22 protein-coding genes are annotated in these 21,438 nt (G+C 39.9%); 12 read left to right on the top strand and 10 right to left on the bottom strand.

Translation table 11 applies throughout. From position 1 onward, the window contains the following. Positions 1 to 37 precede the first annotated feature (37 nt). Positions 38 to 769, top strand: a complete 732-nt coding sequence (locus tag AACU25_RS11990; protein ID WP_096575860.1) for a DUF6391 domain-containing protein — start codon at positions 38 to 40, stop codon at positions 767 to 769. Positions 770 to 1,019: 250 nt separating this feature from the next. Then, positions 1,020 to 2,021 (top strand): glycosyltransferase, encoded by a 1,002-nt coding sequence (locus AACU25_RS11985; RefSeq protein ID WP_096575858.1) that lies wholly within the window; start codon positions 1,020 to 1,022, stop codon positions 2,019 to 2,021. A 54-nt stretch (positions 2,022 to 2,075) separates the two neighbouring features. On the opposite strand, the gene AACU25_RS11980 is transcribed toward AACU25_RS11985, so the two are convergent. The 4 genes from AACU25_RS11980 to AACU25_RS11965 all read right to left on the bottom strand — a co-directional run bounded on the left by AACU25_RS11980 (position 2,076) and on the right by AACU25_RS11965 (position 4,851). Next, a complete protein-coding gene (locus AACU25_RS11980; protein WP_096575856.1) occupies positions 2,076 to 2,543 on the bottom strand; it encodes an ABA4-like family protein in 468 nt (155 codons plus the stop codon). Positions 2,544 to 2,646: 103 nt separating this feature from the next. Next, on the bottom strand, positions 2,647 to 3,474 hold the full coding sequence (locus AACU25_RS11975; protein WP_096575854.1) for a class I SAM-dependent methyltransferase: 828 nt from the start codon (positions 3,472 to 3,474) through the stop codon (positions 2,647 to 2,649). 226 nt (positions 3,475 to 3,700) lie between these two features. After that, positions 3,701 to 4,102, bottom strand: a complete 402-nt coding sequence (locus AACU25_RS11970; protein ID WP_096575852.1) for a hypothetical protein — start codon at positions 4,100 to 4,102, stop codon at positions 3,701 to 3,703. 101 nt (positions 4,103 to 4,203) lie between these two features. Further along, positions 4,204 to 4,851 carry a hypothetical protein gene (locus AACU25_RS11965; RefSeq protein ID WP_096575850.1) on the bottom strand — a complete coding sequence of 216 codons (648 nt, stop codon included), beginning with the start codon at positions 4,849 to 4,851 and terminating at the stop codon, positions 4,204 to 4,206. An 89-nt stretch (positions 4,852 to 4,940) separates the two neighbouring features. Between AACU25_RS11965 and AACU25_RS11960 the strand changes: the two genes are divergently transcribed. Then, on the top strand, positions 4,941 to 5,456 hold the full coding sequence (locus tag AACU25_RS11960; protein ID WP_339382017.1) for a hypothetical protein: 516 nt from the start codon (positions 4,941 to 4,943) through the stop codon (positions 5,454 to 5,456). 30 nt (positions 5,457 to 5,486) lie between these two features. After that, entirely contained in the window at positions 5,487 to 6,071 is a 585-nt protein-coding gene (locus tag AACU25_RS11955) for an LURP-one-related family protein (protein WP_096575848.1), read from the top strand. Between the two features lie 373 nt (positions 6,072 to 6,444). Here AACU25_RS11955 and AACU25_RS11950 read toward each other — a convergent pair whose 3' ends face one another. After that, positions 6,445 to 7,521, bottom strand: coding sequence for a peptidoglycan-binding domain-containing protein (locus AACU25_RS11950; protein ID WP_096575846.1), 1,077 nt, complete (start codon positions 7,519 to 7,521; stop codon positions 6,445 to 6,447). Between the two features lie 236 nt (positions 7,522 to 7,757). Further along, positions 7,758 to 8,699 (bottom strand): N-acetylmuramoyl-L-alanine amidase, encoded by a 942-nt coding sequence (locus AACU25_RS11945; protein ID WP_096575844.1) that lies wholly within the window; start codon positions 8,697 to 8,699, stop codon positions 7,758 to 7,760. Between the two features lie 563 nt (positions 8,700 to 9,262). Between AACU25_RS11945 and AACU25_RS11940 the strand changes: the two genes are divergently transcribed. Continuing rightward, positions 9,263 to 10,873, top strand: a complete 1,611-nt coding sequence (locus AACU25_RS11940; RefSeq protein ID WP_096575842.1) for a hypothetical protein — start codon at positions 9,263 to 9,265, stop codon at positions 10,871 to 10,873. Between the two features lie 204 nt (positions 10,874 to 11,077). Here the strand turns inward: AACU25_RS11940 and AACU25_RS11935 are convergent, their stop codons facing one another. Then, a complete protein-coding gene (locus AACU25_RS11935) occupies positions 11,078 to 12,139 on the bottom strand; it encodes a tetratricopeptide repeat protein (RefSeq protein WP_190445630.1) in 1,062 nt (353 codons plus the stop codon). Between the two features lie 142 nt (positions 12,140 to 12,281). Between AACU25_RS11935 and bchH the strand changes: the two genes are divergently transcribed. Further along, positions 12,282 to 15,998, top strand: coding sequence for a magnesium chelatase subunit H (gene bchH / locus AACU25_RS11930; RefSeq protein ID WP_096575838.1), 3,717 nt, complete (start codon positions 12,282 to 12,284; stop codon positions 15,996 to 15,998). A gap of 2 nt (positions 15,999 to 16,000) precedes the next feature. On the opposite strand, the gene AACU25_RS11925 is transcribed toward bchH, so the two are convergent. The 3 genes from AACU25_RS11925 to AACU25_RS11915 are packed head-to-tail and all read right to left on the bottom strand — an operon-like array spanning position 16,001 to position 17,002. Continuing rightward, positions 16,001 to 16,411, bottom strand: coding sequence for a hypothetical protein (locus AACU25_RS11925; protein ID WP_096575836.1), 411 nt, complete (start codon positions 16,409 to 16,411; stop codon positions 16,001 to 16,003). Continuing rightward, positions 16,389 to 16,775 (bottom strand): type II toxin-antitoxin system VapC family toxin, encoded by a 387-nt coding sequence (locus AACU25_RS11920; RefSeq protein ID WP_096575834.1) that lies wholly within the window; start codon positions 16,773 to 16,775, stop codon positions 16,389 to 16,391. The genes AACU25_RS11925 and AACU25_RS11920 overlap by 23 nt, the downstream gene beginning before the upstream one ends. Beyond that, on the bottom strand, positions 16,772 to 17,002 hold the full coding sequence (locus AACU25_RS11915) for an antitoxin of toxin-antitoxin stability system (RefSeq protein WP_096575832.1): 231 nt from the start codon (positions 17,000 to 17,002) through the stop codon (positions 16,772 to 16,774). Before AACU25_RS11915 ends, AACU25_RS11920 begins: the two co-directional genes overlap by 4 nt. Before the next feature lie 181 nt (positions 17,003 to 17,183). Here AACU25_RS11915 and AACU25_RS11910 point away from each other — a divergent pair, with 181 nt between their 5' ends. The 6 genes from AACU25_RS11910 to AACU25_RS11885 all read left to right on the top strand — a co-directional run bounded on the left by AACU25_RS11910 (position 17,184) and on the right by AACU25_RS11885 (position 21,427). After that, on the top strand, positions 17,184 to 17,414 hold the full coding sequence (locus AACU25_RS11910) for an addiction module protein (protein WP_096575830.1): 231 nt from the start codon (positions 17,184 to 17,186) through the stop codon (positions 17,412 to 17,414). Beyond that, complete coding sequence (locus AACU25_RS11905) at positions 17,411 to 17,719, top strand: type II toxin-antitoxin system RelE/ParE family toxin (RefSeq protein WP_096575828.1); 309 nt, start codon at positions 17,411 to 17,413, stop codon at positions 17,717 to 17,719. The genes AACU25_RS11910 and AACU25_RS11905 overlap by 4 nt, the downstream gene beginning before the upstream one ends. 165 nt (positions 17,720 to 17,884) lie before the next feature. Continuing rightward, a complete protein-coding gene (locus tag AACU25_RS11900; RefSeq protein ID WP_096575826.1) occupies positions 17,885 to 18,628 on the top strand; it encodes a phycocyanobilin:ferredoxin oxidoreductase in 744 nt (247 codons plus the stop codon). An 800-nt stretch (positions 18,629 to 19,428) separates the two neighbouring features. Next, positions 19,429 to 19,947, top strand: a complete 519-nt coding sequence (locus tag AACU25_RS11895; RefSeq protein WP_096575824.1) for a phycocyanin subunit beta — start codon at positions 19,429 to 19,431, stop codon at positions 19,945 to 19,947. A 69-nt stretch (positions 19,948 to 20,016) separates the two neighbouring features. Continuing rightward, positions 20,017 to 20,505, top strand: coding sequence for a phycocyanin subunit alpha (gene cpcA / locus AACU25_RS11890; RefSeq protein ID WP_045870456.1), 489 nt, complete (start codon positions 20,017 to 20,019; stop codon positions 20,503 to 20,505). 112 nt (positions 20,506 to 20,617) lie between these two features. After that, positions 20,618 to 21,427, top strand: coding sequence for a phycobilisome linker polypeptide (locus AACU25_RS11885; RefSeq protein ID WP_096575822.1), 810 nt, complete (start codon positions 20,618 to 20,620; stop codon positions 21,425 to 21,427). The last annotated feature ends 11 nt before the right edge of the window (positions 21,428 to 21,438 follow it).

Raw genomic sequence — 21,438 nt, 5'->3', positions numbered from 1 at the left:
TCTATGTTGCTCCATCACTTTGGGGAGCAGTGTTTCTATGAATACTTCTACTTCTGTTCAAAGTGGCTCCTCGCCCTTTGACTTTTTCAACTTTGATTTGAGTCTACCTTTTACTGACAAAGTTCCGCAGGTTACAGAAAACACCTTTGTAGGCAAAAATTCCGCGTCTGCGTCTACTAACTTTCCTCAACCTACACAAGATGCTGAACTACTCAAACAGTTATCATTTATACCAGGATTGAAAGAAATTTTGATGCTGCGACAAGTTCATGCCTTAGAACACGCTACTGTTTGGGTTTTGAGTGAATCAAAAAGTGTTTATACTCATGGCACAGAAGCCAATACTGTGCAAGTTGATAACGAATTGTTAGGTGGTTTGTCTACAGAACAAGGATTTTATCTGTATGGAGAAGTTAATATTAGTGATTTACGGCGCGCAGTCACCCTGGCTTTACATCGCCTTACCAATGGCGAATGGGATTTAGCTGTACATCCCCGCTGCGGGACAAATTTATCTGTAGCTATGCTGTTAACTGCTGGATTGGCTGTAGGTGTAAATCTGCTGCTACCGTTTCGACCAATTGAGCAACTCATAGGTTTAGGGCTAGCAGCGACAACAGCCTCGGAATTAGCACCAGATTTAGGTACTATGGCACAGCGCTATTTAACAACTGCAATTCCCTTTAACCTCAAAATTGAAAATATTATTCGTAAACGCGATGTTTGGGGACGCGACGCACACTTTATTAAAGTGACTTGGCAAGAATAAACTAACTTGAGCAAATATTCCTCTATTTAGAAAAGAGGCGTTAGGGAATAGGGGCTAGAGCAGAAAGATTTTCATGCCTCCGTTGTGTAATTTACAACGTGAATATTTAATTAAAAACTCAGCATTACAAATGCCGTAACATACACTCAAAAATTTAATTTTTACTTTATCAATGAAATTGAAAATTGCGGATTTACTACTAAGATAGTGAATTACTGTTATCAGTTCATGCATTCAAGAGAAATATATAATGAGAAAGCTTTACTTTTTACTACCAGGAACAGATGGTAAATTTGCCTGTGGGGGTCTTTGGGCAGAATTAAAAACAGTGAATCTGGTGCAGCAAATTTGTAGCGCTGAAGTTGTAACCTACCGTCAACGAGAAACAGGCAAACTGTTTATAGATGATTTGCTGAAGGAGAAAAATTTAGATGATGTAATTTTTGTAATTAGTTGGGGATTTGATATAGCTAAACTTGTTACCAAGCTGAAGCAATATAATGTTGTTTATCATGCCCACAGTGCAGGTTACAACTTCCAACTACCTCCGAGTATTCCTATTATCACTGTCAGCCGTAATACAATGGGATATTGGGGACAAAAATGTCCTAATTCTTTAATTTATTATTTACCCAATCAAATTTCGGATGAATTTAAAAATTTACATATAGAGCGCGATATAGATGTTTTGGTACAGGCGCGTAAATCTTCAGAATATTTAATGAAAGAATTAATTCCGCAATTACAGAAAAAATGTAATGTTTTTGTAGTGAATTCTTATGTTGAAGATTTGCCGAGTTTGTTTAACCGGGCGAAGATTTACCTTTATGACTCTGCTGAATATTGGGCACAACAGCGTGTAAGTGAAGGATTTGGCCTGCAACCAATGGAGGCTTTAGCTTGTGGTTGTCAAGTATTTTCTAGCGTTAATGGTGGGTTGTCAGATTATTTAGATCCTGGGTTTAATTGCTATAAAATTGCGGCATATTCCAAAGAATTTGATGTTCAACGTATATTGAATTTACTTGAATCATCTGTAAAACCTACTTTACCCGAAGAATTTTTTGCAGAGTATCGCTATGAAAATATTATGAAGCGATTGCAAGTTATTTTAGATGAATTAAATGAATTTTTTGATCATAAAATTAAGCAGCAATCTAATATTCCAAGTTTAACCAAGATGCGTTTAAATAAATTACTCGCGCAGACTATCTATTTTAAGATACGCAAAAAATATTTTCGGGGTTTGTAAAAATATCAGGATGCGTTAGCGATAGCGTAACGCATCCTACGTGAACTTCAAAAATCAAATAAATTTACTACTAGAGGATGTGGTTGTTTCGGTAGCGGAATTAGGCGAAAATGCTTTCGTTATCCAAGCAGTGAGAATATGCGAAAGCACACCTAAAGGGCCAGCAAATAAACAAAGTGCTAGAGAATGAATTGTCCAAATTCCGTTTTTTTGCCCTTCCCAATATATCCAGCGTCCCACAAATAAATCCATTACCAAAAAGTGAATCCAACCTGTAGCAGCAGCTTTTTCATCAGCAAAAAATTTAGCAATATCAGCTAGTTGTGGATTGGCTAAAGCTTGAGCATTTTCTGGCGTAATGCTAGTGATAAATAAATATAAATATGCTCCTGCTAAAGGTACAAAGGGTAAATATGATTCCATAATTCGCCTTGTAACTTTCCAATTAGGCAAGAGAATCATCAACGCCCAAAAAGGTAAAACGAAAAGATTGGCAACGTTAAATAATTGCGTGATATTCATCAGGAAAATGAAATGTGAATTATGTAGTTAGGTAAGAATCAACCTCACTATATAACAAAATGTAAATTGTCCAAAGTCCTGCTTCTATGAGTTGCGTCTACAATTATTTGCGAGCGATCGCTATAATATGGGCACTCATACCCAAGGTAGAAGGTTCAGCTTCTAACCAACGGATAGCTTGTAAAAGACGGTGACGACGGCTTAAATCATGCCAATGTTCATCAAAGTTTTGTAATAGCCAGCCAGGCCCTTCAATGGCTAAAGTAGTTTCATAATCTAAACCAGCGGCTTCTATTTCAGCTTGCAGTTCATCAGGATGATGTAAGAAAGCTGTGGTAAAGTAAGCAGGATGGTTATTTGGATTGCGATGTTGACCATCAATCAAATCCTGTTGCACAATTTTGACAAATTCTGGATCTGCTAAATATCCCTGAAATAATCCATCTAAAGTAGAAGCAAAACGAGAAATTCCCGCCGCAAAAACAAATCCTCCGGGTTTTAAAATCCGATAAGCTTCTCGCAAAGCTAATATTCGCTCTTGGCGCTCGATTAAGTGATATAAAGGCCCAAGTAGTAATACAGCATCAACACTACTATCTGCCCGATTTAATTGCCTTGCATCCCCAACAGTTAAACTCGCTAAAGGATAATCAGGTTGCGCTGCTGCAAAGCGTTGTGCTTGCTCGATGTGCAAAGGAACCACATCAATTAAATGCACTTCATAACCTTGTTGAGCCAACCAATAAGCATAGACACCAGCACCACCGCCAACATCAAAAATTACTGCTGGTGCAGGAGGTAGATAACGACTAATAATTTCTCGGGTGCGAACAAATTCTAGTAAACCTGTACCTTGTGATAAGCGTTCTTGCTCTTGACCAATCTCATAATGGCTTAACGCTTCATCAGAAAGCCGAGATGAATCTGACATAATACCAATTTTGGATTGAAAACCTTGAACACAATTATGTTAGATTTTTTTCAAACAATACTACATATCCTAATTTGGTATAAGGGAAATTTTCTCAATTCAAGCCATCAGTTATTATCCCTTATTCTGCTGCTGGATATTTTGAGTTAACTAAAAAGTAAATTCCTCATTAATTCACTCCCTTTCACCCTTTACCTTTTCCCTTTCCCCCTATTTCTTCCAAGAATTATCGCTGATGATGAAACCAATACCATCCAGAACCGGGACGAGTTAGCCAAGAGTTGTCTAAATCGGAATTATTTACAGGAAAATCGAAAAATTGTGCATTTTCAGGAACACTAATTCTCACATTACGACAACTCCCTTCAATTTCAATTGTCACTGTTTGTTCGCTCTGAGTTGGTCGCAAGAGAGTATCTCTAATCATACGTCGATTCCTATCACCGTCTTGCCTATAATTAGGAACACAGCGCACTCTCACCAAAGAGTTTTCATTCGGGTTATCCAAAATATAAGGCAGAATTTGCGAGTCTCTAATTCTTGGAGTTTGAGCGCCGGCTAAAGATGATATAGACAACAGCAAAGTTGTACTTAAAGTAATAATTTTTGCTCCAGGCGGACTTTTCATAATTTCTCCTGAGAAGTTAATAAAGCAATTGCCAGGGCGCTAACCCCGGCGTAGAATCAATTCAAAATTACGAATTACAAATTACGAATTACGAATTGGTATTATTTGTTGTCTAACAGTTGATTTACCTGCTGTCCCCGGCGACCTGTTTTAATTTCATAACGGCGAGTCAGGTTGTCTTGGTAATTCATATCTCTAGCCGCAGCAGAGTTAACAAAAGCATCGCAATTCTTACCTTGCACTACAGTGGAAGAACTGCTGGTATTTTCTTCATTGCGGTTATTGCGAATATCTTTAGAATCGCTATTATTTTGACTACCTTGGCTAGCACCGCTACCACTCACGCCAATACCCAAGAAGCTAACACCACCGCCACCGCCATCATTGTGACTGCGAGAAGAACTAGAACGGGTGCTGCTAGAGTTTGCGATCGCTACTTTGCTAGCACTACTGCGAGTATTGTTTCCCAAACCCACATCACTACACAAAGCACGCGGGTCATTTGCTAAAGTTTTTGGGTCAACCCAAGATTGATGATCGCCCAATCCTTGAATTTCACTATTCCCAACTGGATTGCTAGGTGCAGAATTGTTAGGAGTACCATTACCAACATTTACCCCAGGGGTGAGAACACCGGGTTTAAAAATCCCAGCAGGCTGTGCATCAAAAGGCCCGGCGAAAGCTGGTAATGTAGCGGTTAAAAGTGCGGTAGCTGTTAGCAAAGAACCAGTTAAGTTACGGAATTTCATAGTCATTCTCCTAAAGTTTTCAATGTTTGTATTGGGCTTTAACCCCTTCACTTACTCAATAGGTTGACCTCGATTAGTTTATGCACCCTGTGGGAAATTTTTTTTGGGATTGGGGATTAGGGACTGGGGACTGGGGATTGGTGACTGGGGATGAGGGGAATAAGGTATACAAACACCAATTACTCCTTACCCATTACCCATTACTCATTACTCATTACTCATTACTCATTACTCCTTACCCATTACCCATTACTCATTACCCATTACTCATTACTCATTACTCCTTACCCATTACATTACTCATTACCCATTACTCATTACTCATTACTCATTACCCATTACCCATTACTCATTACTCCTTACCCATTACCCATTACCCATTACCCATTACCCATTACCCATTACTCATTACTCCTTACCCATTACCCATTACCCATTACCCATTACCCATTACCCATTACCCATTACCCATTACCCATTACCCATTACCCATTACCCATTACCCATTACCCATTACCCATTACCCATTACCCATTACCCATTACCCATTACCCATTACCAATTCCCAAACCCAATTGATTAACTGCAAAAACTGGGATAAATAAGGTGAGTAATCTTGATGTTTTTACTGAACTATGCAGTACCCTTTAGAACTTACCTTCAAATTCTGGGCTTTAGCGCCGCAAATATCGATTGTTGATAACCAAGGAAATTTGGTTTTCTACGTCAAACAGAAACTCTTCAAGCTAAAGGAAGCAATTACCATCTTTGCTGATGTAGAACGTACACGACCGCTTTATTACATTAAAGCTGACCGAATTATTGACTTTTCGGCACGTTATAACTTTACAGATAGCAATGGTAGAGATATTGGGGGGGTAAAACGGCGAGGATTGCGATCGCTTTGGCGAGCACGTTATGACATATTTGATGGTGAGACTAGCAATCTCAACATTCAAGAGAAAAATCCCTGGGTAAAGGTTGCAGATGCGCTATTTGCAGAAATTCCCATTGTGGGGATGTTTACGGGTTATGTATTTAACCCAGTTTATTTAGTAAGTCGGGCTGATGGTACGGTTGTGATGCGTTTAGAGAAAATCCCGTCTTTCCTTTCGCGCCAATTTACGATTAAAGCTGTGGATCAAATGAGCGATCGCGAAGAGGAACAAGTTTTGCTAAGTTTAATGATGATGCTGCTACTAGAACGTAACCGCGGCTAAATGATTTATTAAAGAAAGATGGTGCGTTACGGCTAATTCTCACTCTTTTACAGTTCCGAATTTCTTGTACAGCCGTAACACACCCTACTGGACTGAATTTAAAGTGCTGAGTTCTTAGTTGGAGAGACGCGATTAATCGCGTCTGTACAAGAGTAAAAATCTCATTCCAACTTTCACGGTTGGCGATAAAATTTTTTGCATTAGGACTAGTTCCTCATCCCCCTAATCTCCCAATACTACTCGGTTAAGGGTTGTCAACCCAAAATTGGTTTTGGGTAAAAGGTGAAAGGTTAAGGATTAAAGGTTTTTTCTTACCCTTTTTCCCCTTAACCGACAAGTATTGCCTCATCCCCCTCATCCCCTCACTACAAAATTAATACCCATCCACTGACCAATGCGGAGGGTCATTACTCAATTTATACACCCCATAGCTACTTCCTACTGTCCATAAATTTCTATTGAGGGCTGCATTTGCTGGGTCGCCAATAGTGACAGTTTTTCCATTAGCATCTTTAATATTAATCTTGCCATTCCAAGTAACATTCCAATCAATCGCCAATCTCTGAATATGGCGAGAATTTAAGGAAACAGGATTACCCCCCACTCCATAAGCTTCTACCATCTCTTTTGCTGCTTGTACCGAACCAGCATTGCTGTAATGTTCCCATTCAATGTTTACTCCAGCCATTTTAGGAACAAATTTAGCTGCTATCTCTTGTCTGTTAATTCTGGCTGCATAATGCATCAAGTAAGCACGTTCTTTCGGACGATGGGTAGCGGTAACAATTACTTGACATCCCGCATCAATCAGCGCTTTTTGAAATGCTTCTACTCGTTGGCGAAATGGTGAAGCTAAATCAGCAATCAATTTGCTAGTAGGAAAACTATCAATCCAATGTGCCCCACTTAGCGTAAATCTCTGAATTTTGGCATAGCCATTCAAAATGTCTAAAGCTTGAGTTAAATCTTGTCCTAATTTTTGCTTAGTTGCATCACTTAAGGCTGCTTCTAATTCGCTACGCCAGCGCACATCTCTTTTTTTATATGCTTCGGCTAATCCTTTATTACTAGTAATACCGAAGTCTCCATCTGCTGTTAAAGGCGGATTTAATTGCCCAGTTTTATTTAAAGATGCTTGTAAATCTTTAACTTCGGCTTCACCAAAATTCAGGTAACTGAGTAATGTATTTGCTGGTAAATTTAGTTTAAAAATTAAACCTTGATTTAGGGCTTTAGCATAGGTCATATTCCCGACAACACCATCAGCCGTTAAACCATTTTTCTGTTGATAGCTACGAGTTGCTTGGTCAGTTTGTTTACCAAAGTCGCCATCCACAACACCAATAGGAAATTCAGCATCTTTGAGAAAGCTTTGCCAAGCAGTAACCACAGCATTGTTCGAGCCAACTTTGATAACGGGTAATTTCAGAACATTGACATTAAAAGCCATGATTTTCCCCTCATTAAAAAATCATAGACTTCTTGTAGAAGTTAGGTGAAGTAAGAAGGAATATAATTTCTCTTTTTACTTTTTCTGACTTTTGTCAGTTACTTTTACAAGAAGTCTATTGTTTAAGACGATATGAGCATAAAATATTAAAATTGCCAATCATTGTAATTTAAGTATTTTTAAATGATTGACAATCTCCTCTTATCTAGGCTCGCTGAGTAATGAATTATTGATAATTAACCAATTATTTTCTGCCAGCTAGCAGGGCCGATAATTCCATCAGCAACTAAACTATTTTGCTTTTGGAAGTTTTTAACTATTGTCTCTGTTTGTGGCCCATAAACACCATCAACATCAACACCTAGACGATATTGTAAATACCTAATCACTGGGCCACCAGCATGATTTAGGCGAATGATCCGTTTTGCTAATATGAGGTTTATGGCATCCCATGTAGCTTTATCAGCTGTTCCTGTTTCTGGAATTCCTGCAACTCTTTGGAATTTAGCGACTGCAGATCTTGTAGAATTACCTGATATACCATCTTCTTTTAAAGGTTTACCATTTGTATCAGTTATTTTTAGCTGATTTAAAGTTTTTTGCAGCCTTAAAACTGTGGTATCTACATTCATTTCTTCATCTGGTACAGGATTTACAGGAGTAGTTGGTAATTTACCTGTTAACCCTTTAACAATCGCATTAGCCATCGCTTCTGGTTCAAAAAGATTCATATCTTTTTGAGAATCAATAAAACAACCTTCTACCAGAATTGCAGGCATATTTGTGTTTCTGAGGACATATAAGTGGGAACCACTTTTAACTCCTCGATTAAAAAATCCTAATTTGACAATTTCGTCTAATACAGGTTTAGCGATTTTTCTGCTTGTATCGCTACCAGCAAATACTTCTGTGCCATTCGCTTGTCCGTTAAAGGAATTAAAGTGAATAGAGACATATATATCTACTCTTGAAGAATTTGCTGTAGCACATCTTCTGGATAGTGAATCAGTTACTGAACTGGCTCTATCTGGTCTACAAACAACAACTTCATGCCCTAAAGCTTTTAGCTTGTTGATAACTCTATTGCCGACATCTAAGGTTAAATTATCTTCAACCTTTATACCTCTAGCTCCAGTATCTGGAGGGCAATTATGTCCGCTATCAATACCAAATTTCATGTTTTTCTCCTCTACTTATTTTTATCCTACTTTAAATCACTCATCCCAGCTTAAGATAGAGCTTCTACTTTAAAAAAAGCTGAAAAAATTTTGTGTTAGCTAACTTTAACTTGCAGATGAAACCCTATTTAATGCTGACTGAATCTTAAATTTTTAACATCATTCAATCATCCTTTTTTATTCTTTCATATAGAGAAAAATAGATTTGACATCCTAAAAAACATCATGACTAGAAAAATTCTATAACATAAATGTTCCTAAAATGGCTCTAACGAAAGTCATAAAATAAATAGCTATAGCGCACAGGAAACTCAATGCTTTCCACTACAACAACTTGAGAAGAATAGATTCCAGGAATTTAACAAAACTTTTTTTTCACGTAACATCTCCCTAAAGCAGAGGTGAGTACGATTTCACTGAATATTCGTTACTATGCATGAGAAGGGGATCGGGGGAAATCTAGAAATTCCCCATCACTCATTCCCTATACAAATATCTACTGGTTTAATTTGCTTGTCTTGTGTATTCTGTCTTCAGTTTAGTAGTTATGACAACAGACAGTTATGACAAATATACCAAGTCCGATGTTAGACCCAAAAACCCCGCCTGATGTGGTTGTTCGGTTGCAACCACGAAAGCCTGTAACAGACCCAACATTGGGTATTCCTGTTACAGTTACAAAAGTTGGGACTCCCAAAAATCGGTTAGTAACATTGGGTGACTCAATTACGCAGGGTTTTCAGAGTGGAGCAATATTTAACACCCAGCTATCATATCCAGTAATTATTGCTAAAGAATTGGGTTGGGGGGAAATGCGTTTCCCGACTTACGGGGGGCCAGAAGATGGGTTACCTTTGAACGTGGAACGCCTAGCCAATGGCTTAGAGAAACAATTTGGTTCTAATATTAATCCTTTAGAATTTGTGGGGGCTGCTCTATTTTTACGTAAAAAGTTAGATATTAACGAAAATTATTGGGAGCGTGGCACAGGTTCGCTGTTCCCGATTCAACAAGGTATTAACCATAACTTAGCGGTTTATGGCTGGGATTTACGTAATACGATTTCGCGGAATGCAGATATCTGTATCAACGTGATTAAACAAAACCCTCCCAAGGATGATTTTTTGCGGTTGATTGTGGAGAATCACAACGAACGGGCGGCGATTCGCACTCTCAACTCAGCACGGGATAAGAATGGTGTCGCACTTTCACCAGTACAAGCAGCCGCAGCCTTGGGTGATGAAGGTACGCCAGAAACGGAAGGTATTGAAACACTAATTGTTTTGATTGGGGCAAATAACGCTTTAGGCAGTATTCTCACATTTAAAGTGGCATGGAGTGATACTGGCTATGAGGATATGGAGATTAATGACCAATATACTGTTTGGCGACCGATTCACTTTCAAGCAGAACTTGATCAGTTAGTGGCTGAAGTGAAGAAAATCCGCGCTCGTCATGTAATTTTTGGTACAGTACCCCATATTACGATTGTGCCTTTTGCTCGTGGGGTAGCTGACAAGGTAAGAAAAGGTTCTCGCTATTTTCCTTACTACACCTTACCCTGGATTAAAGATGAAGATTTTGACCCGAATAAACACCCAAACCTCACCGAAGCAGAAGCCAGGGCAATTGATAGCGCCATTGACCAATATAACGACTATATAACAGATGTTGTGCGTCAAGCTCGCATGGAAGGTAGGGATTGGTATTTATTTGAAGCGGCGGGATTATTAGATAGGTTAGCATCCCGGCGTTTTTTAGAAGACCCCGCAGCTAAACCAGTATGGTGGGATGAAATGGGTGGTGCTTATCCTTTACCTGCTGAGTTACAAGCTTTAAACCCTGTACCAGATTCTCGCTTTTTTTTGGCTGGGCCAAAAGGTCGTACCCAAGGCGGTTTGTTTTCTTTGGATGGGATTCATCCCACTACCATTGGCTATGGCATTATTGCTCAAGAACTGATCAAGATTATGCAGTTGGCAGGGATAAAATTTTATCAACAGGATGGCATAACAGAACGTCCGGGTGAAATTCGGGTAAATTTCTCCAACTTGATTGATGTGGATTCGCTGATTTCTCAACCACCGCGAAACTTAATTGAGATTATGGATATTATTGGCGAACTGGACAAGAAGTTTAATATCTTAAGCGGATTGCTGAAGCGGAATTATTGATAAAATCTGTTTTTTCTCTGCATTCTCCGCGCCTCTGCGGTTTAAAAATAATTGATTTAACTGCAGAGGACACAGAGAGAAAAGTTTGTTTGAGTTAATTAAGAATTACGAATGACGTAGACGGGTTTCATGAAGTCGTTCCCATTCGAGCAACGTCTCCGTCAGCAGAAGGGCAGAGGCTTCTGGAAGGGTATTACGAATTAATTAATTTCCTTCTAGTGCATCAACTTGGGATAAAACTTCTAAAGCTTTCTCCTTTTCGCCAAGTCTTCTATATTCGTCGGCTATCTCACGCAGCAAGGATGCTTTTTCATATTCTACATCATATTTTTGAGTTAACTCTAGCGCTTGTGCGATAAGTGGTAAGGCTTGAGATGGTTGTTTATTTTTTCTATATCTAGCAGCTATTTTGATCAATGCTGAGGCTTTTTGAGAATTAGAATTTATTGTTTGGGCTATTTGTAAGGCTTGGGTAAATTGGCTGGAGTCTGCTAAGTTGACTACTATTTCATGCAATGTCGAAGCTTTTTGGGATTCGTCAGTGATGCTGTTGGCTATCTGCAAAGCTTGTGTCAGTTTTTTCCCTTCTAATAGCTGGAGAGATATCTGATTTAAAGTTGAACTTTGCCAAGATTCATCTTCTATTGTTTTAGCTAATTGTACAGCTTGGGAATCTTGCCCGACTTCCGCTAATTTGACAGCAACTCCACTCAAAGTTGAGCATTTTTCATCGTTAGTTTTCAGTTGTTTCGCAACGATGAGTAAGGATTGGGGAATTCGTCCCACTTCCGCTAATTTAATTGCTATACTCCGCACAGCCCAAAATTTTTGGTTATTATCTTCAATAGTTCCAGCAACTTTCAAGGCTTGGTCAACTTTGCCTAAGGCTGCCAAGTTGTTAGATATATTACTGATAATTTGGAGTCTTTGTCCTTGATTTTCAATGCTTTGGACGAATTTCAAAGCCTCGGAGATTTTTCCTGCGGCGGCTAAGTTGTCAGCTATGTTACTTAATGTATCGAATCTTTCAGTCTCATCGGGGATACGTTGGGCTACTTTTAGGGCTTGCTCAAGTTTACCTTGGGCTGCTAAATCAAGGGCTTGATAACGCAAACCAGAAGTATTCTCGCTACTCGCAGGTAACCTAGGGAAGCTAAGAAAAGGCAACGGAGGTAAAGATAAAGTTGAGAGTGAGGTGTTTTCTTTAACACAAATACCCGCAGAATTGTAAGGAGTAGCGAAAACAGGGTAAGAATTCGCTAGCATTGTGAAGCTCAGTAGGGCAAATAAGCAATTTTGAGGACGCATGAATGTTAAAGGCAAAACATGACGATAATTTCTGCGTCTCAGGTTTTACTCTAAAAGCCGAATTAAGATCAAGATAAAGACATATTTTGTAGCTTAGGGCATGAAACGCATCGTCTTGATTGCTGGATTTGAATCCTTTAACGCTGACTTGTACAGAAAAGCAGCTTTTTTAGCTAACTCTCGTTGTTCGGAATTGGACATTCGCGTGTTTAGCGATCGCGATATTACCACCAAGCGCCAGGAAGTAGAAGCAGCACTCCAAGACGCTGAGGTATTTTTTGGTAGCTTGCTATTTGATTATGACCAGGTTTTGTGGTTGCGCGATCGCATTTCTCAAATTCCCATCCGGCTGGTGTTTGAGTCGGCTTTGGAATTGATGAGTTTAACCAAGCTGGGCGATTTTGCTATCGGCGATAAACCCAAAGGTATGCCTAAGCCAGTAAAATTTATTCTGGATAAATTTAGTAACGGTAGAGAAGAAGATAAACTCGCTGGTTATATTAGCTTTTTAAAAGTAGGGCCAAAATTACTGAAATATGTGCCAGTGCAGAAAGTGCAAGATTTACGCAACTGGCTAATTATCTATGGTTATTGGAATGCTGGCGGCCCGGAAAATGTGGCTTCTCTATTTTGGACAATAGCGGAAAAATATTTAGGCTTAAAAGTTGGCGATATTCCCGCGCCTGTGGAAACTCCCAATATGGGGTTATTACACCCAGATTATCAAGGATTTTTTGAATCGCCAAAGGCGTATTTGGAATGGGGCATGGGGCATGGGGCATGGGGCATGGGAAATACAGCCAAGTCTGATTTGCCGATTGTTGGTATTTTACTTTATAGAAAACACGTTATTACAAAACAAGCATATATTCCCCAACTAATTCGCCGTTTTGAAGCTGCTGGGTTAATTCCTTTACCAATTTTTATTAATGGTGTAGAAGGACACGTGGCTGTCAGAGATTGGATGACAACTGATTATGAAATTCAGCAAAGACAAATAGGTAATATTGAAACTCTTTCGCTTTCCAAAGAAGCAGTGAAAGTTGATGCAATTGTTTCTACAATTGGTTTTCCCTTAGTTGGTGGCCCGGCTGGTTCAATGGAAGCAGGGCGACAAGTAGAAGTTGCTAAACGTATTTTGACAGCGAAAAATGTACCTTATTTTGTCGCAGCACCGTTATTAATTCAAGATATTTATTCTTGGACGCGTCAAGGTATTGGTGGGTTACAAAGTGTAGTGTTATACGCTTTACCTGAATTAGATGGGGCGATTGATACTGTTCCCCTTGGTGGTTTGGTAGGTGAAGATATTTATTTAGTTCCTGAACGGGTACAGCGATTAATTGGTAGAGTAAAAAGCTGGATTAATTTACGTCAAAAACCTGCATCAGAAAGGAAAATTGCAATTATTTTATATGGCTTTCCTCCCGGTTACGGTGCTGTGGGAACAGCAGCTTTATTAAATGTGCCGCGTAGTTTGTTGAAGTTTTTAGATGCACTGAAAAAACAAGGCTATGCAATTGGAGATTTACCGGATGATGGGGAAGAATTAATTCGCTGGGTGAAGGAAGCGGATGAAGAGATTAAAACCGCAGATACACGCGGATTAACGCAGATAAATATCGGCGTGCATCGGCGTGCATCTGCGGTTAATACTGTTAATGTTCGGACTTTGGAAAAATGGTTAGGATATCTCCGCACTTCTCGTATCGAGAAACAATGGAAATCTCTCACTGGGACGGGAATTAAAACTTATGGTGATGAGTTTCAAATTGGGGGTGTGCAGTTAGGAAATATCTGGATAGGTGTACAGCCACCTTTAGGTTTACAAGGTGACCCGATGCGGTTAATGTTTGAGAGAGATTTAACTCCCCATCCTCAATATGCAGCTTTTTATAAATGGCTACAAAATGAATTTCAAGCTGATGCTGTGGTACATTTTGGAATGCATGGAACTGTGGAATGGTTACCCGGTTCTCCTTTAGGTAATACGGGTTATTCTTGGTCGGATATTTTGTTAGGAGATATTCCCAATTTATATATATATGCGGCGAATAATCCTTCGGAGTCTATTTTGGCAAAGCGTCGCGGTTATGGAGTATTAATTTCTCATAATGTCCCGCCTTATGGTCGTGCTGGTTTGTATAAGGAATTGTTGGCGCTGAGAGATTTAATTTCTGAGTATCGGGAAGACCCGAAAAAGAATTATGCCCTCAAGGAAGCGATTTGTACCAAAATTGTGGACACTGGTTTAGAAGCCGATTGTCCTTTGGAAGATGCGAAAAAGTTGGGGATTCCTTTTAGTTATGAAAATGTGAGAATGTTTAGTGCTCATGTTTTTGATGACTATTTGGTGAAGTTGTATGAGTATTTACAGGTTTTAGAAAGTCGGTTGTTTTCTTCTGGTTTGCATACTTTGGGTGAGGAACCAGATGAGGAGAAGTTGGCGGCGTATTTAGAGGCTTATTTTGGGGACGAACCGCAGAGGCGCGGAGAACGCAGAGAGGAGGAGGGGCAAATTAGAGATTTATTAATGCAATCTACGGATGAGTTGACGAATTTATTAAGGGGTTTGAATGGTGAATATATTCCGCCTGCACCTGGTGGCGATTTATTAAGAGATGGGCCTGGTGTGTTACCTACGGGGAGAAATATTCATGCTTTAGATCCTTATAGAATGCCTTCACCTGCGGCTTATGAAAGGGGTAGGGAAATTGCTCAAAAAATTATTGCCCAGCATTTACAAGAACATGGCAAATATCCGGAAACCGTGGCGGTAATGTTATGGGGTTTAGATGCGATTAAAACTAAGGGTGAATCCTTAGGGATTTTATTAGAATTAGTCGGTGCTGAACCTGTGAAGGAGGGAACTGGGAGAATTGTTCGTTATGAATTAAAACCTTTAACTGAGGTAGGACATCCCCGGATTGATGTGTTAGGAAATCTCTCAGGTATTTTCCGCGATAGCTTTGTAAATATCATCGAATTATTAGATGATTTATTTCAACGGGCTGCGGATGCACAGGAACCGGAATCAGAGAATTTTATTCGGAAACACGCTTTAGCTTTGAAGGCGCAAGGTGTAGAAAATGTCTCTGCAAGATTATTTTCTAACCCAGCAGGAGATTTTGGTTCTTTGGTAAATGACCAAGTTGTTGATGGTAACTGGGAATCTGGTGAAGAGTTAGGTAATACTTGGCAAAGCCGCAACGTTTTCAGCTATGGGAGACAAGATAAAGGACAAGCTAGGCCGGAAGTGTTAAATACTTTATTGAAAACAAGCGATCGCATTGTCCAAGAAATTGATTCGGTAGAATATGGCATTACCGATATTCAAGAATATTACGCCAATACTGGTGGGTTAAAGAAAGCGGCAGAAAAACAGCGTGGTAAGAAAATTACAACCAGTTTTGTCGAAAGTTTCTCGAAAGACACCACACCCCGCAACTTAGATGATTTACTGCGAATGGAGTACCGCACAAAATTAGTCAATCCCAAATGGGCGCAAGCAATGGCTAATCAAGGTTCCGGTGGTGCGTTTGAAATCTCCCAACGGATGACAGCGTTAATTGGTTGGGGCGGTACTGCGGATTTTACTGATGATTGGGTATATGACCAAGCTGCAGATACTTACGCCCTAGATGCAGAGATGGCGGAGAAGTTACGCAAGGCAAATCCCGAAGCATTCCGCAATATTGTGGGCAGAATGTTAGAAGCACATGGGCGGGGTTTCTGGGAAACTGATCAGGATAAGTTAGATAAGTTACGTCAATTGTATGAATTAACAGATGAAGAGTTGGAAGGTGTAACAGTATAAATTTAACTTTGAACTGACATTCTCGGCTCTTTGCCTAGCATCGCCAAAATAGTAAATTTTGTCTCAAAAGCTATTTTGGCGACTCCTGAAATAGCAATTGTAGTATAAAAAACGGCAATTGTATTATCAGAAATAGCAATTGTAGTATCGAAAACAGCTTTTGCGATCGCAAAAGTAGCAAATGTAGTATAAAAAACAGCAATTGTATTATCAGAAATAGCAATTGTAGTATCGAAAACAGCTTTTGCGATCGCAAAAGTAGCAAATGTAGTATAAAAAACAGCAATTGTATTATCAGAAATAGCAATTGTAGTATCAGAAATAGCTTTTGCGTAGGCGTAGCCAGCCATAGATAGGGATCGCACCACAACTAACAGCAGGTTATCGTACTTACCAGTAACGAGTAACTGCATAATTATCTAATATTGCATCAACGCTAATGATGGGAATTTCTTCTGTGAGTGCTTGGGCAACCAAAAGCCGATCAAAAGGATCTTTATGATGGAATGGGAGAGTTACAAGCGCAGCTACATGAGAAACTTTTATTGGTAAAATTTCTAATTCATTAACTTGGATTTGATGCTCTATCCACGTTGCAAAATCGCCAGGAATTTCATACTTACCAATACTAACTTTAATGGCAATTTCCCAATAGGAAGCAGGACTGAGCAAGATGTCATTGAAGGGATCGACAATTAAATCACAGGCAATTTGGCTAAGGGCGCGATCATTAAGTACAAACCACAGAAATGCCTGAGTATCAAGCAAAAACTTCATGGCATATACTCGTGAAAGTCTTCCAAATGAGTTTCGTCTTCTGAAAGAATAGTTAAGGTTCCAATTGCACTACCAGGCTGACGAGGCTTGCGGAGTGGTTGAAGTTCGCCAATCAATCTGGCGACAGTGCGATTACCAGAAAAAATTTCCACTTCTTCACCAGGTTGTAAACTAGCAATAAGTTCGGGTAACCGCAGTTGAGCTTCTTGTAATGGAATTCGTGTCATTGTTTTATACTGCTGTATTTTAGCCATTCGCGGCGTATGTCACAAAGAAAGCTTTGACGAAGCCATGACTCTTGCTTAATTTTACAAATATTCTAGAATCACCGCGATCGCATTTTACCGATAAAGCAGCTACGATCGGATAATTGAGCCGATTTTATAATTCTTAGGGAGACTCCAAAGTATGAGTGAGACTGCAGAAAAACTTAAACTCGAACTTTCTCAACTTTCTGCAAAAGAACGTGCTGAAATCGCCTACTTTTTAATTCATTCTCTAGATGAAGAGATAGATGATAATCTAGAAATCGCTTGGGATACAGAATTAAACCAAAGGTTGCAAGATATTAATTGCAAAACAGCTATTGGAGAACCATCATCTCAAGTGTTTTCTGAATTACGAGAAAAGTATTCGTGAAGTTTATTGTTATCCACACCGAAGCTAGAAAAGAGCTTGATGCTGCCATAGCTTACTATGAAGCTCAAAAAGTAGGCTTGGGACTAGATTTACTATCTGAAGTGGAAACAGTTATTCTGAAAATTCAACAAAATCCTAATTTAGGAACCCCACACAAAATTGCAGGAATCCGTCGTTATACTATTCAACGTTTTCCCTATATAATTTTTTATACAGAGTTGGAAGCAGTGATTTGGGTAATTGCGATCGCACATAGTAAGCGCAAACCAAATTATTGGAAACAAAGAAATCTGGAAACCGAGTAAAATTTCTGCCAAATCTATAATTCTCAATGGGAGTAGCTCAATCTAAGGTATGGGCTGAATCTAAAATCCCAAATTGTTTAACCCGATACCCCTATCTGCAAATTGCACAGATATTGCACAGGCTATACGCCAAGGTAGGTTAATCCTATACTCAAAGAGAAGCGTATGTTGAAGTCTATGGAAGCGTCGTTGAGAAATCGCCAGCATCCCCTAATCCACAGGTTGGCGGATTCGATTGAAGAAATTTGGCAAAAATACCTGGATATCTCCCCTTACTCTGTCCCAGAAGGTTTAGGCTATGTCGAGGGACATTTGGAAGGCGAACGGCTGATCATTGAAAATCATTGTTACCAAGCTCCGCAATTTCGCAAACTGCATCTAGAATTAGCGCAGGTTGGCAATGGTTTAGATATTCTGCACTGTGTGATGTTCCCCAATCCTGAATACCCGATTCCCATGTTTGGTACAGATTTGGTAGGCGGGAAAGGTGGGTTGATTAGTGCTGCGATCGCGGATTTGTCTCCTATCAGTAGTGATCGCAGTCTACCGTCACGCTATTATCAGCATTTGTCTGCTTTACCGGAAATTGAGTTTTCTGAACCACGGGCTTTACCGCCTTGGGGCGATATTTTCTCGCAATTTTGCCTGTTTGTGCGCCCAGAAAATGCTGAAGAAGAAGAAAAATTTCACAACCGCGTTCGCGAATATTTAACGATTCATTGTCAGATTGCTGCATCAGAGACACCTTTAACATCCAATCTTGATATCTCTAGAGTTTTGGCAGGACAACGCAATTACTGTACAAAACAGCAGCAAAATGATAAAACACGGCGCGTTTTGGAAAAGTCTTTCGGTAAAGAATGGGCAGATCGCTACATGACAACTATGCTTTTTGACTATGTAGCTTAAAACTAAATTCAATGAAATTTGTCAAACCAGGATTGCTATTGCCTTCCTGGTAATTTTTGCTGTCTGGAATTACTTATCAAACATTTGTTCGATGTTTGCCTTGCTTAAGAATTATTTAATAAATTAAACTGACATACAAGCGATCGCATTAACGCATCAATACATCACAAAATCTGCTGCTTTTCCGCTTATGCATGAATGTAAAGAATTGTAAGAATTAAGTTCCGAAACTTAATTTTGCGAGTAATAAAGTTTTGCTTTCCAAACAATGTATCTAAATGTAACTGTTTGTAACTATAATTTAAGTCTAAAGACAAAACGAAAATATAAACAATCCTTGCTATCAAAGGGTTTCAGCATTTGCTTAATATTTTTTAACTAATTATCTGAAGACACATTTAAATTTGCACAAAATTTGCACAAACGGATTGCTTTAATCAATTTCAGGTTCAAAAAACCGCTGAACGCTCTGCCCTCAATAGAGAAAGTTCGGTATCTGAAAAATTGATGAACAGCCATTTCATTAATCTAGGCTTGTGAGCCTTTAAGAAATAAGTTGTTTGTGGATAATAGCAGTATTGATTTATAGCTGTACCGTTAGTCACTGAAAACTAGCTAACAGAATTAGGGGTAATTTTACCCCATTTGCCAAGCGAATGAAATTTCCTGGCGACTATTGTGCTGGTTGCTCATAACGGCAACATCTAAAAAGTCAGTAACTATACTCATCCCCATCAAGCGATCAGATTTTGAACCTAGTTTGAATCCACAGCATAGTAATATTTTTAGGAGATGCTGGAATGCTTGACGCTTTTACCAAAGTAGTTTCCCAGGCTGATACTAGAGGCGCATACATTAGCGATGCAGAAATCGATGCATTGAAAGATATGGTTGCTGCTGGTTCTAAGCGCATGGATGTTGTTAACCGCATTACCGGCAATGCCTCCACAATCGTTGCCAATGCAGCTCGCGCTTTATTTGAAGAGCAACCCCAGTTGATTGCACCTGGTGGTAATGCTTACACCAACCGTCGTATGGCAGCTTGCTTACGCGACATGGAAATCATCTTACGCTATGTAACCTACGCAGTATTTGCAGGTGATGCTAGCGTTTTAGACGATCGCTGCTTGAACGGTCTCCGTGAAACATATCAAGCATTAGGCGTTCCCGGCGCTTCCGTAGCTACTGGCGTTCAAAAGATGAAAGAAGCTGCGATCGCTATTGCTAACGACCCCAGCGGTGTTACCCGTGGTGACTGTAGCTCCTTAATGGCTGAATTGGGTAGCTACTTCGATCGCGCTGCTGCTGCAGTTGGCTAGTACATCGCTACTTAATTATTTCTACTTTCTGACGCACAACTTTACATATTTGTTGAGAGAATAATCAGCATGAAAACACCTTTAACCGAAGCCGTAGCTACCGCAGATTCCCAAGGTCGGTTTTTGAGCTCCACAGAACTTCAAGTTGCTTTTGGTCGTTTCCGTCAAGCATCTGCTAGCTTAGATGCAGCTAAAGCATTAAGCAGCAAAGCTAACAGCTTGGCTCAAGGTGCTGCTAACGCAGTTTACCAAAAATTCCCCTACACCACCCAAATGCAAGGTAAGAACTTCGCTTCTGACCAACGCGGTAAAGACAAGTGTGCACGCGACATCGGTTACTACATTCGCATCGTTACCTACTGTCTAGTTGCTGGTGGTACAGGCCCTCTAGATGACTACCTAATTGGTGGTTTGGCAGAAATCAACCGCACCTTTGATCTGTCTCCCAGCTGGTACGTTGAAGCTCTCAAGTACATCAAAGCTAATCATGGTTTGAGTGGTGACCCTGCTGTTGAAGCAAACTCCTACATTGACTACGCAATCAACGCCCTAAGCTAGGGTGTTCCTTTTGCCCAGAACAACTAAAGGCTGTGGATGCTAATTTCTAGCATGGGCAGTTTTATGGGGTTCTGGGCATGTTTTTTCTGATTGAAATTCAGGAGATTCAGTCATGACTAGTTCCACGGCGGCCCGTCAGCTAGGATTTGAACCGTTTGCTAGCACAGCTCCCACAGAATTGAGAGCTAGTAGTGACGTACCAGCAGTGATTCATGCTGCTTATCGTCAAGTGTTTGGCAATGACCATGTAATGCAAAGCGAACGCCTCACCAGTGCAGAATCGCTATTGCAACAGGGTAACATTAGCGTCAGAGAGTTTGTGCGGTTATTGGCACAATCTGAACTATATCGCCAAAAGTTCTTTTACTCTACGCCTCAAGTCCGCTTTATCGAACTGAACTACAAGCATCTGCTTGGTCGTGCGCCCTACGACGAATCAGAGATTTCTTACCACGTCAACCTTTATACAGAAAAAGGATACGAGGCAGAAATCAATTCATATATTGATTCAGTCGAATATCAAGAAAGCTTTGGCGAAGCGATTGTTCCTCATTATCGGGGATTTGAAACTCAACCGGGACAAAAGACAGTAGGCTTCAACCGGATGTTTCAGATTTATCGGGGATATGCTAATAGCGATCGCTCCCAAGGTAAAAACAAGTCTGCTTGGTTAACCCAAGATCTAGCAATGAATTTGGCTAGCAGCATTCAGACTCCTAACTTTGGTAAGGGACTGACTGGTGTAGTCGGAGGCGATCGCGGACAGCTTTACCGAGTACGTGTCATCCAAGCAGATAGAGGGCGTACTACTCAAATCAGACGTAGTATGAAAGAGTATTTGGTCAGTTACGACCAACTTTCACCAACTCTGCAAAGACTGAATCAGCGAGGTAGCCGCGTAGTTAATATTTCTCCTGCCTAAACTGAATCAAA

Source organism: Tolypothrix tenuis PCC 7101 (assembly GCF_963874875.1).
GTDB lineage: Bacteria > Cyanobacteriota > Cyanobacteriia > Cyanobacteriales > Nostocaceae > Aulosira > Aulosira tenue.
Note: the sequence above shows the minus strand (reverse complement) of the source record. Positions and strands in the feature narration are given on the sequence as shown.

Excerpts from the sequence above, each read along its gene's own strand:
- AACU25_RS11990 (WP_096575860.1), top strand. The coding sequence starts at position 38 with ATGAATACTTCTACTTCTGTTCAAAGTGGCTCCTCGCCCTTTGACTTT.
- AACU25_RS11985 (WP_096575858.1), top strand. The coding sequence starts at position 1,020 with ATGAGAAAGCTTTACTTTTTACTACCAGGAACAGATGGTAAATTTGCC.
- AACU25_RS11980 (WP_096575856.1), bottom strand. The coding sequence starts at position 2,543 with ATGAATATCACGCAATTATTTAACGTTGCCAATCTTTTCGTTTTACCT.
- AACU25_RS11975 (WP_096575854.1), bottom strand. The coding sequence starts at position 3,474 with ATGTCAGATTCATCTCGGCTTTCTGATGAAGCGTTAAGCCATTATGAG.
- AACU25_RS11970 (WP_096575852.1), bottom strand. The coding sequence starts at position 4,102 with ATGAAAAGTCCGCCTGGAGCAAAAATTATTACTTTAAGTACAACTTTG.
- AACU25_RS11965 (WP_096575850.1), bottom strand. The coding sequence starts at position 4,851 with ATGAAATTCCGTAACTTAACTGGTTCTTTGCTAACAGCTACCGCACTT.
- AACU25_RS11955 (WP_096575848.1), top strand. The coding sequence starts at position 5,487 with ATGCAGTACCCTTTAGAACTTACCTTCAAATTCTGGGCTTTAGCGCCG.
- AACU25_RS11950 (WP_096575846.1), bottom strand. The coding sequence starts at position 7,521 with ATGGCTTTTAATGTCAATGTTCTGAAATTACCCGTTATCAAAGTTGGC.
- AACU25_RS11945 (WP_096575844.1), bottom strand. The coding sequence starts at position 8,699 with ATGAAATTTGGTATTGATAGCGGACATAATTGCCCTCCAGATACTGGA.
- AACU25_RS11940 (WP_096575842.1), top strand. The coding sequence starts at position 9,263 with ATGACAAATATACCAAGTCCGATGTTAGACCCAAAAACCCCGCCTGAT.
- AACU25_RS11935 (WP_190445630.1), bottom strand. The coding sequence starts at position 12,139 with ATGCTAGCGAATTCTTACCCTGTTTTCGCTACTCCTTACAATTCTGCG.
- bchH (WP_096575838.1), top strand. The coding sequence starts at position 12,282 with ATGAAACGCATCGTCTTGATTGCTGGATTTGAATCCTTTAACGCTGAC.
- AACU25_RS11925 (WP_096575836.1), bottom strand. The coding sequence starts at position 16,411 with ATGCAGTTACTCGTTACTGGTAAGTACGATAACCTGCTGTTAGTTGTG.
- AACU25_RS11920 (WP_096575834.1), bottom strand. The coding sequence starts at position 16,775 with ATGAAGTTTTTGCTTGATACTCAGGCATTTCTGTGGTTTGTACTTAAT.
- AACU25_RS11915 (WP_096575832.1), bottom strand. The coding sequence starts at position 17,002 with ATGACACGAATTCCATTACAAGAAGCTCAACTGCGGTTACCCGAACTT.
- AACU25_RS11910 (WP_096575830.1), top strand. The coding sequence starts at position 17,184 with ATGAGTGAGACTGCAGAAAAACTTAAACTCGAACTTTCTCAACTTTCT.
- AACU25_RS11900 (WP_096575826.1), top strand. The coding sequence starts at position 17,885 with ATGTTGAAGTCTATGGAAGCGTCGTTGAGAAATCGCCAGCATCCCCTA.
- AACU25_RS11895 (WP_096575824.1), top strand. The coding sequence starts at position 19,429 with ATGCTTGACGCTTTTACCAAAGTAGTTTCCCAGGCTGATACTAGAGGC.
- cpcA (WP_045870456.1), top strand. The coding sequence starts at position 20,017 with ATGAAAACACCTTTAACCGAAGCCGTAGCTACCGCAGATTCCCAAGGT.
- AACU25_RS11885 (WP_096575822.1), top strand. The coding sequence starts at position 20,618 with ATGACTAGTTCCACGGCGGCCCGTCAGCTAGGATTTGAACCGTTTGCT.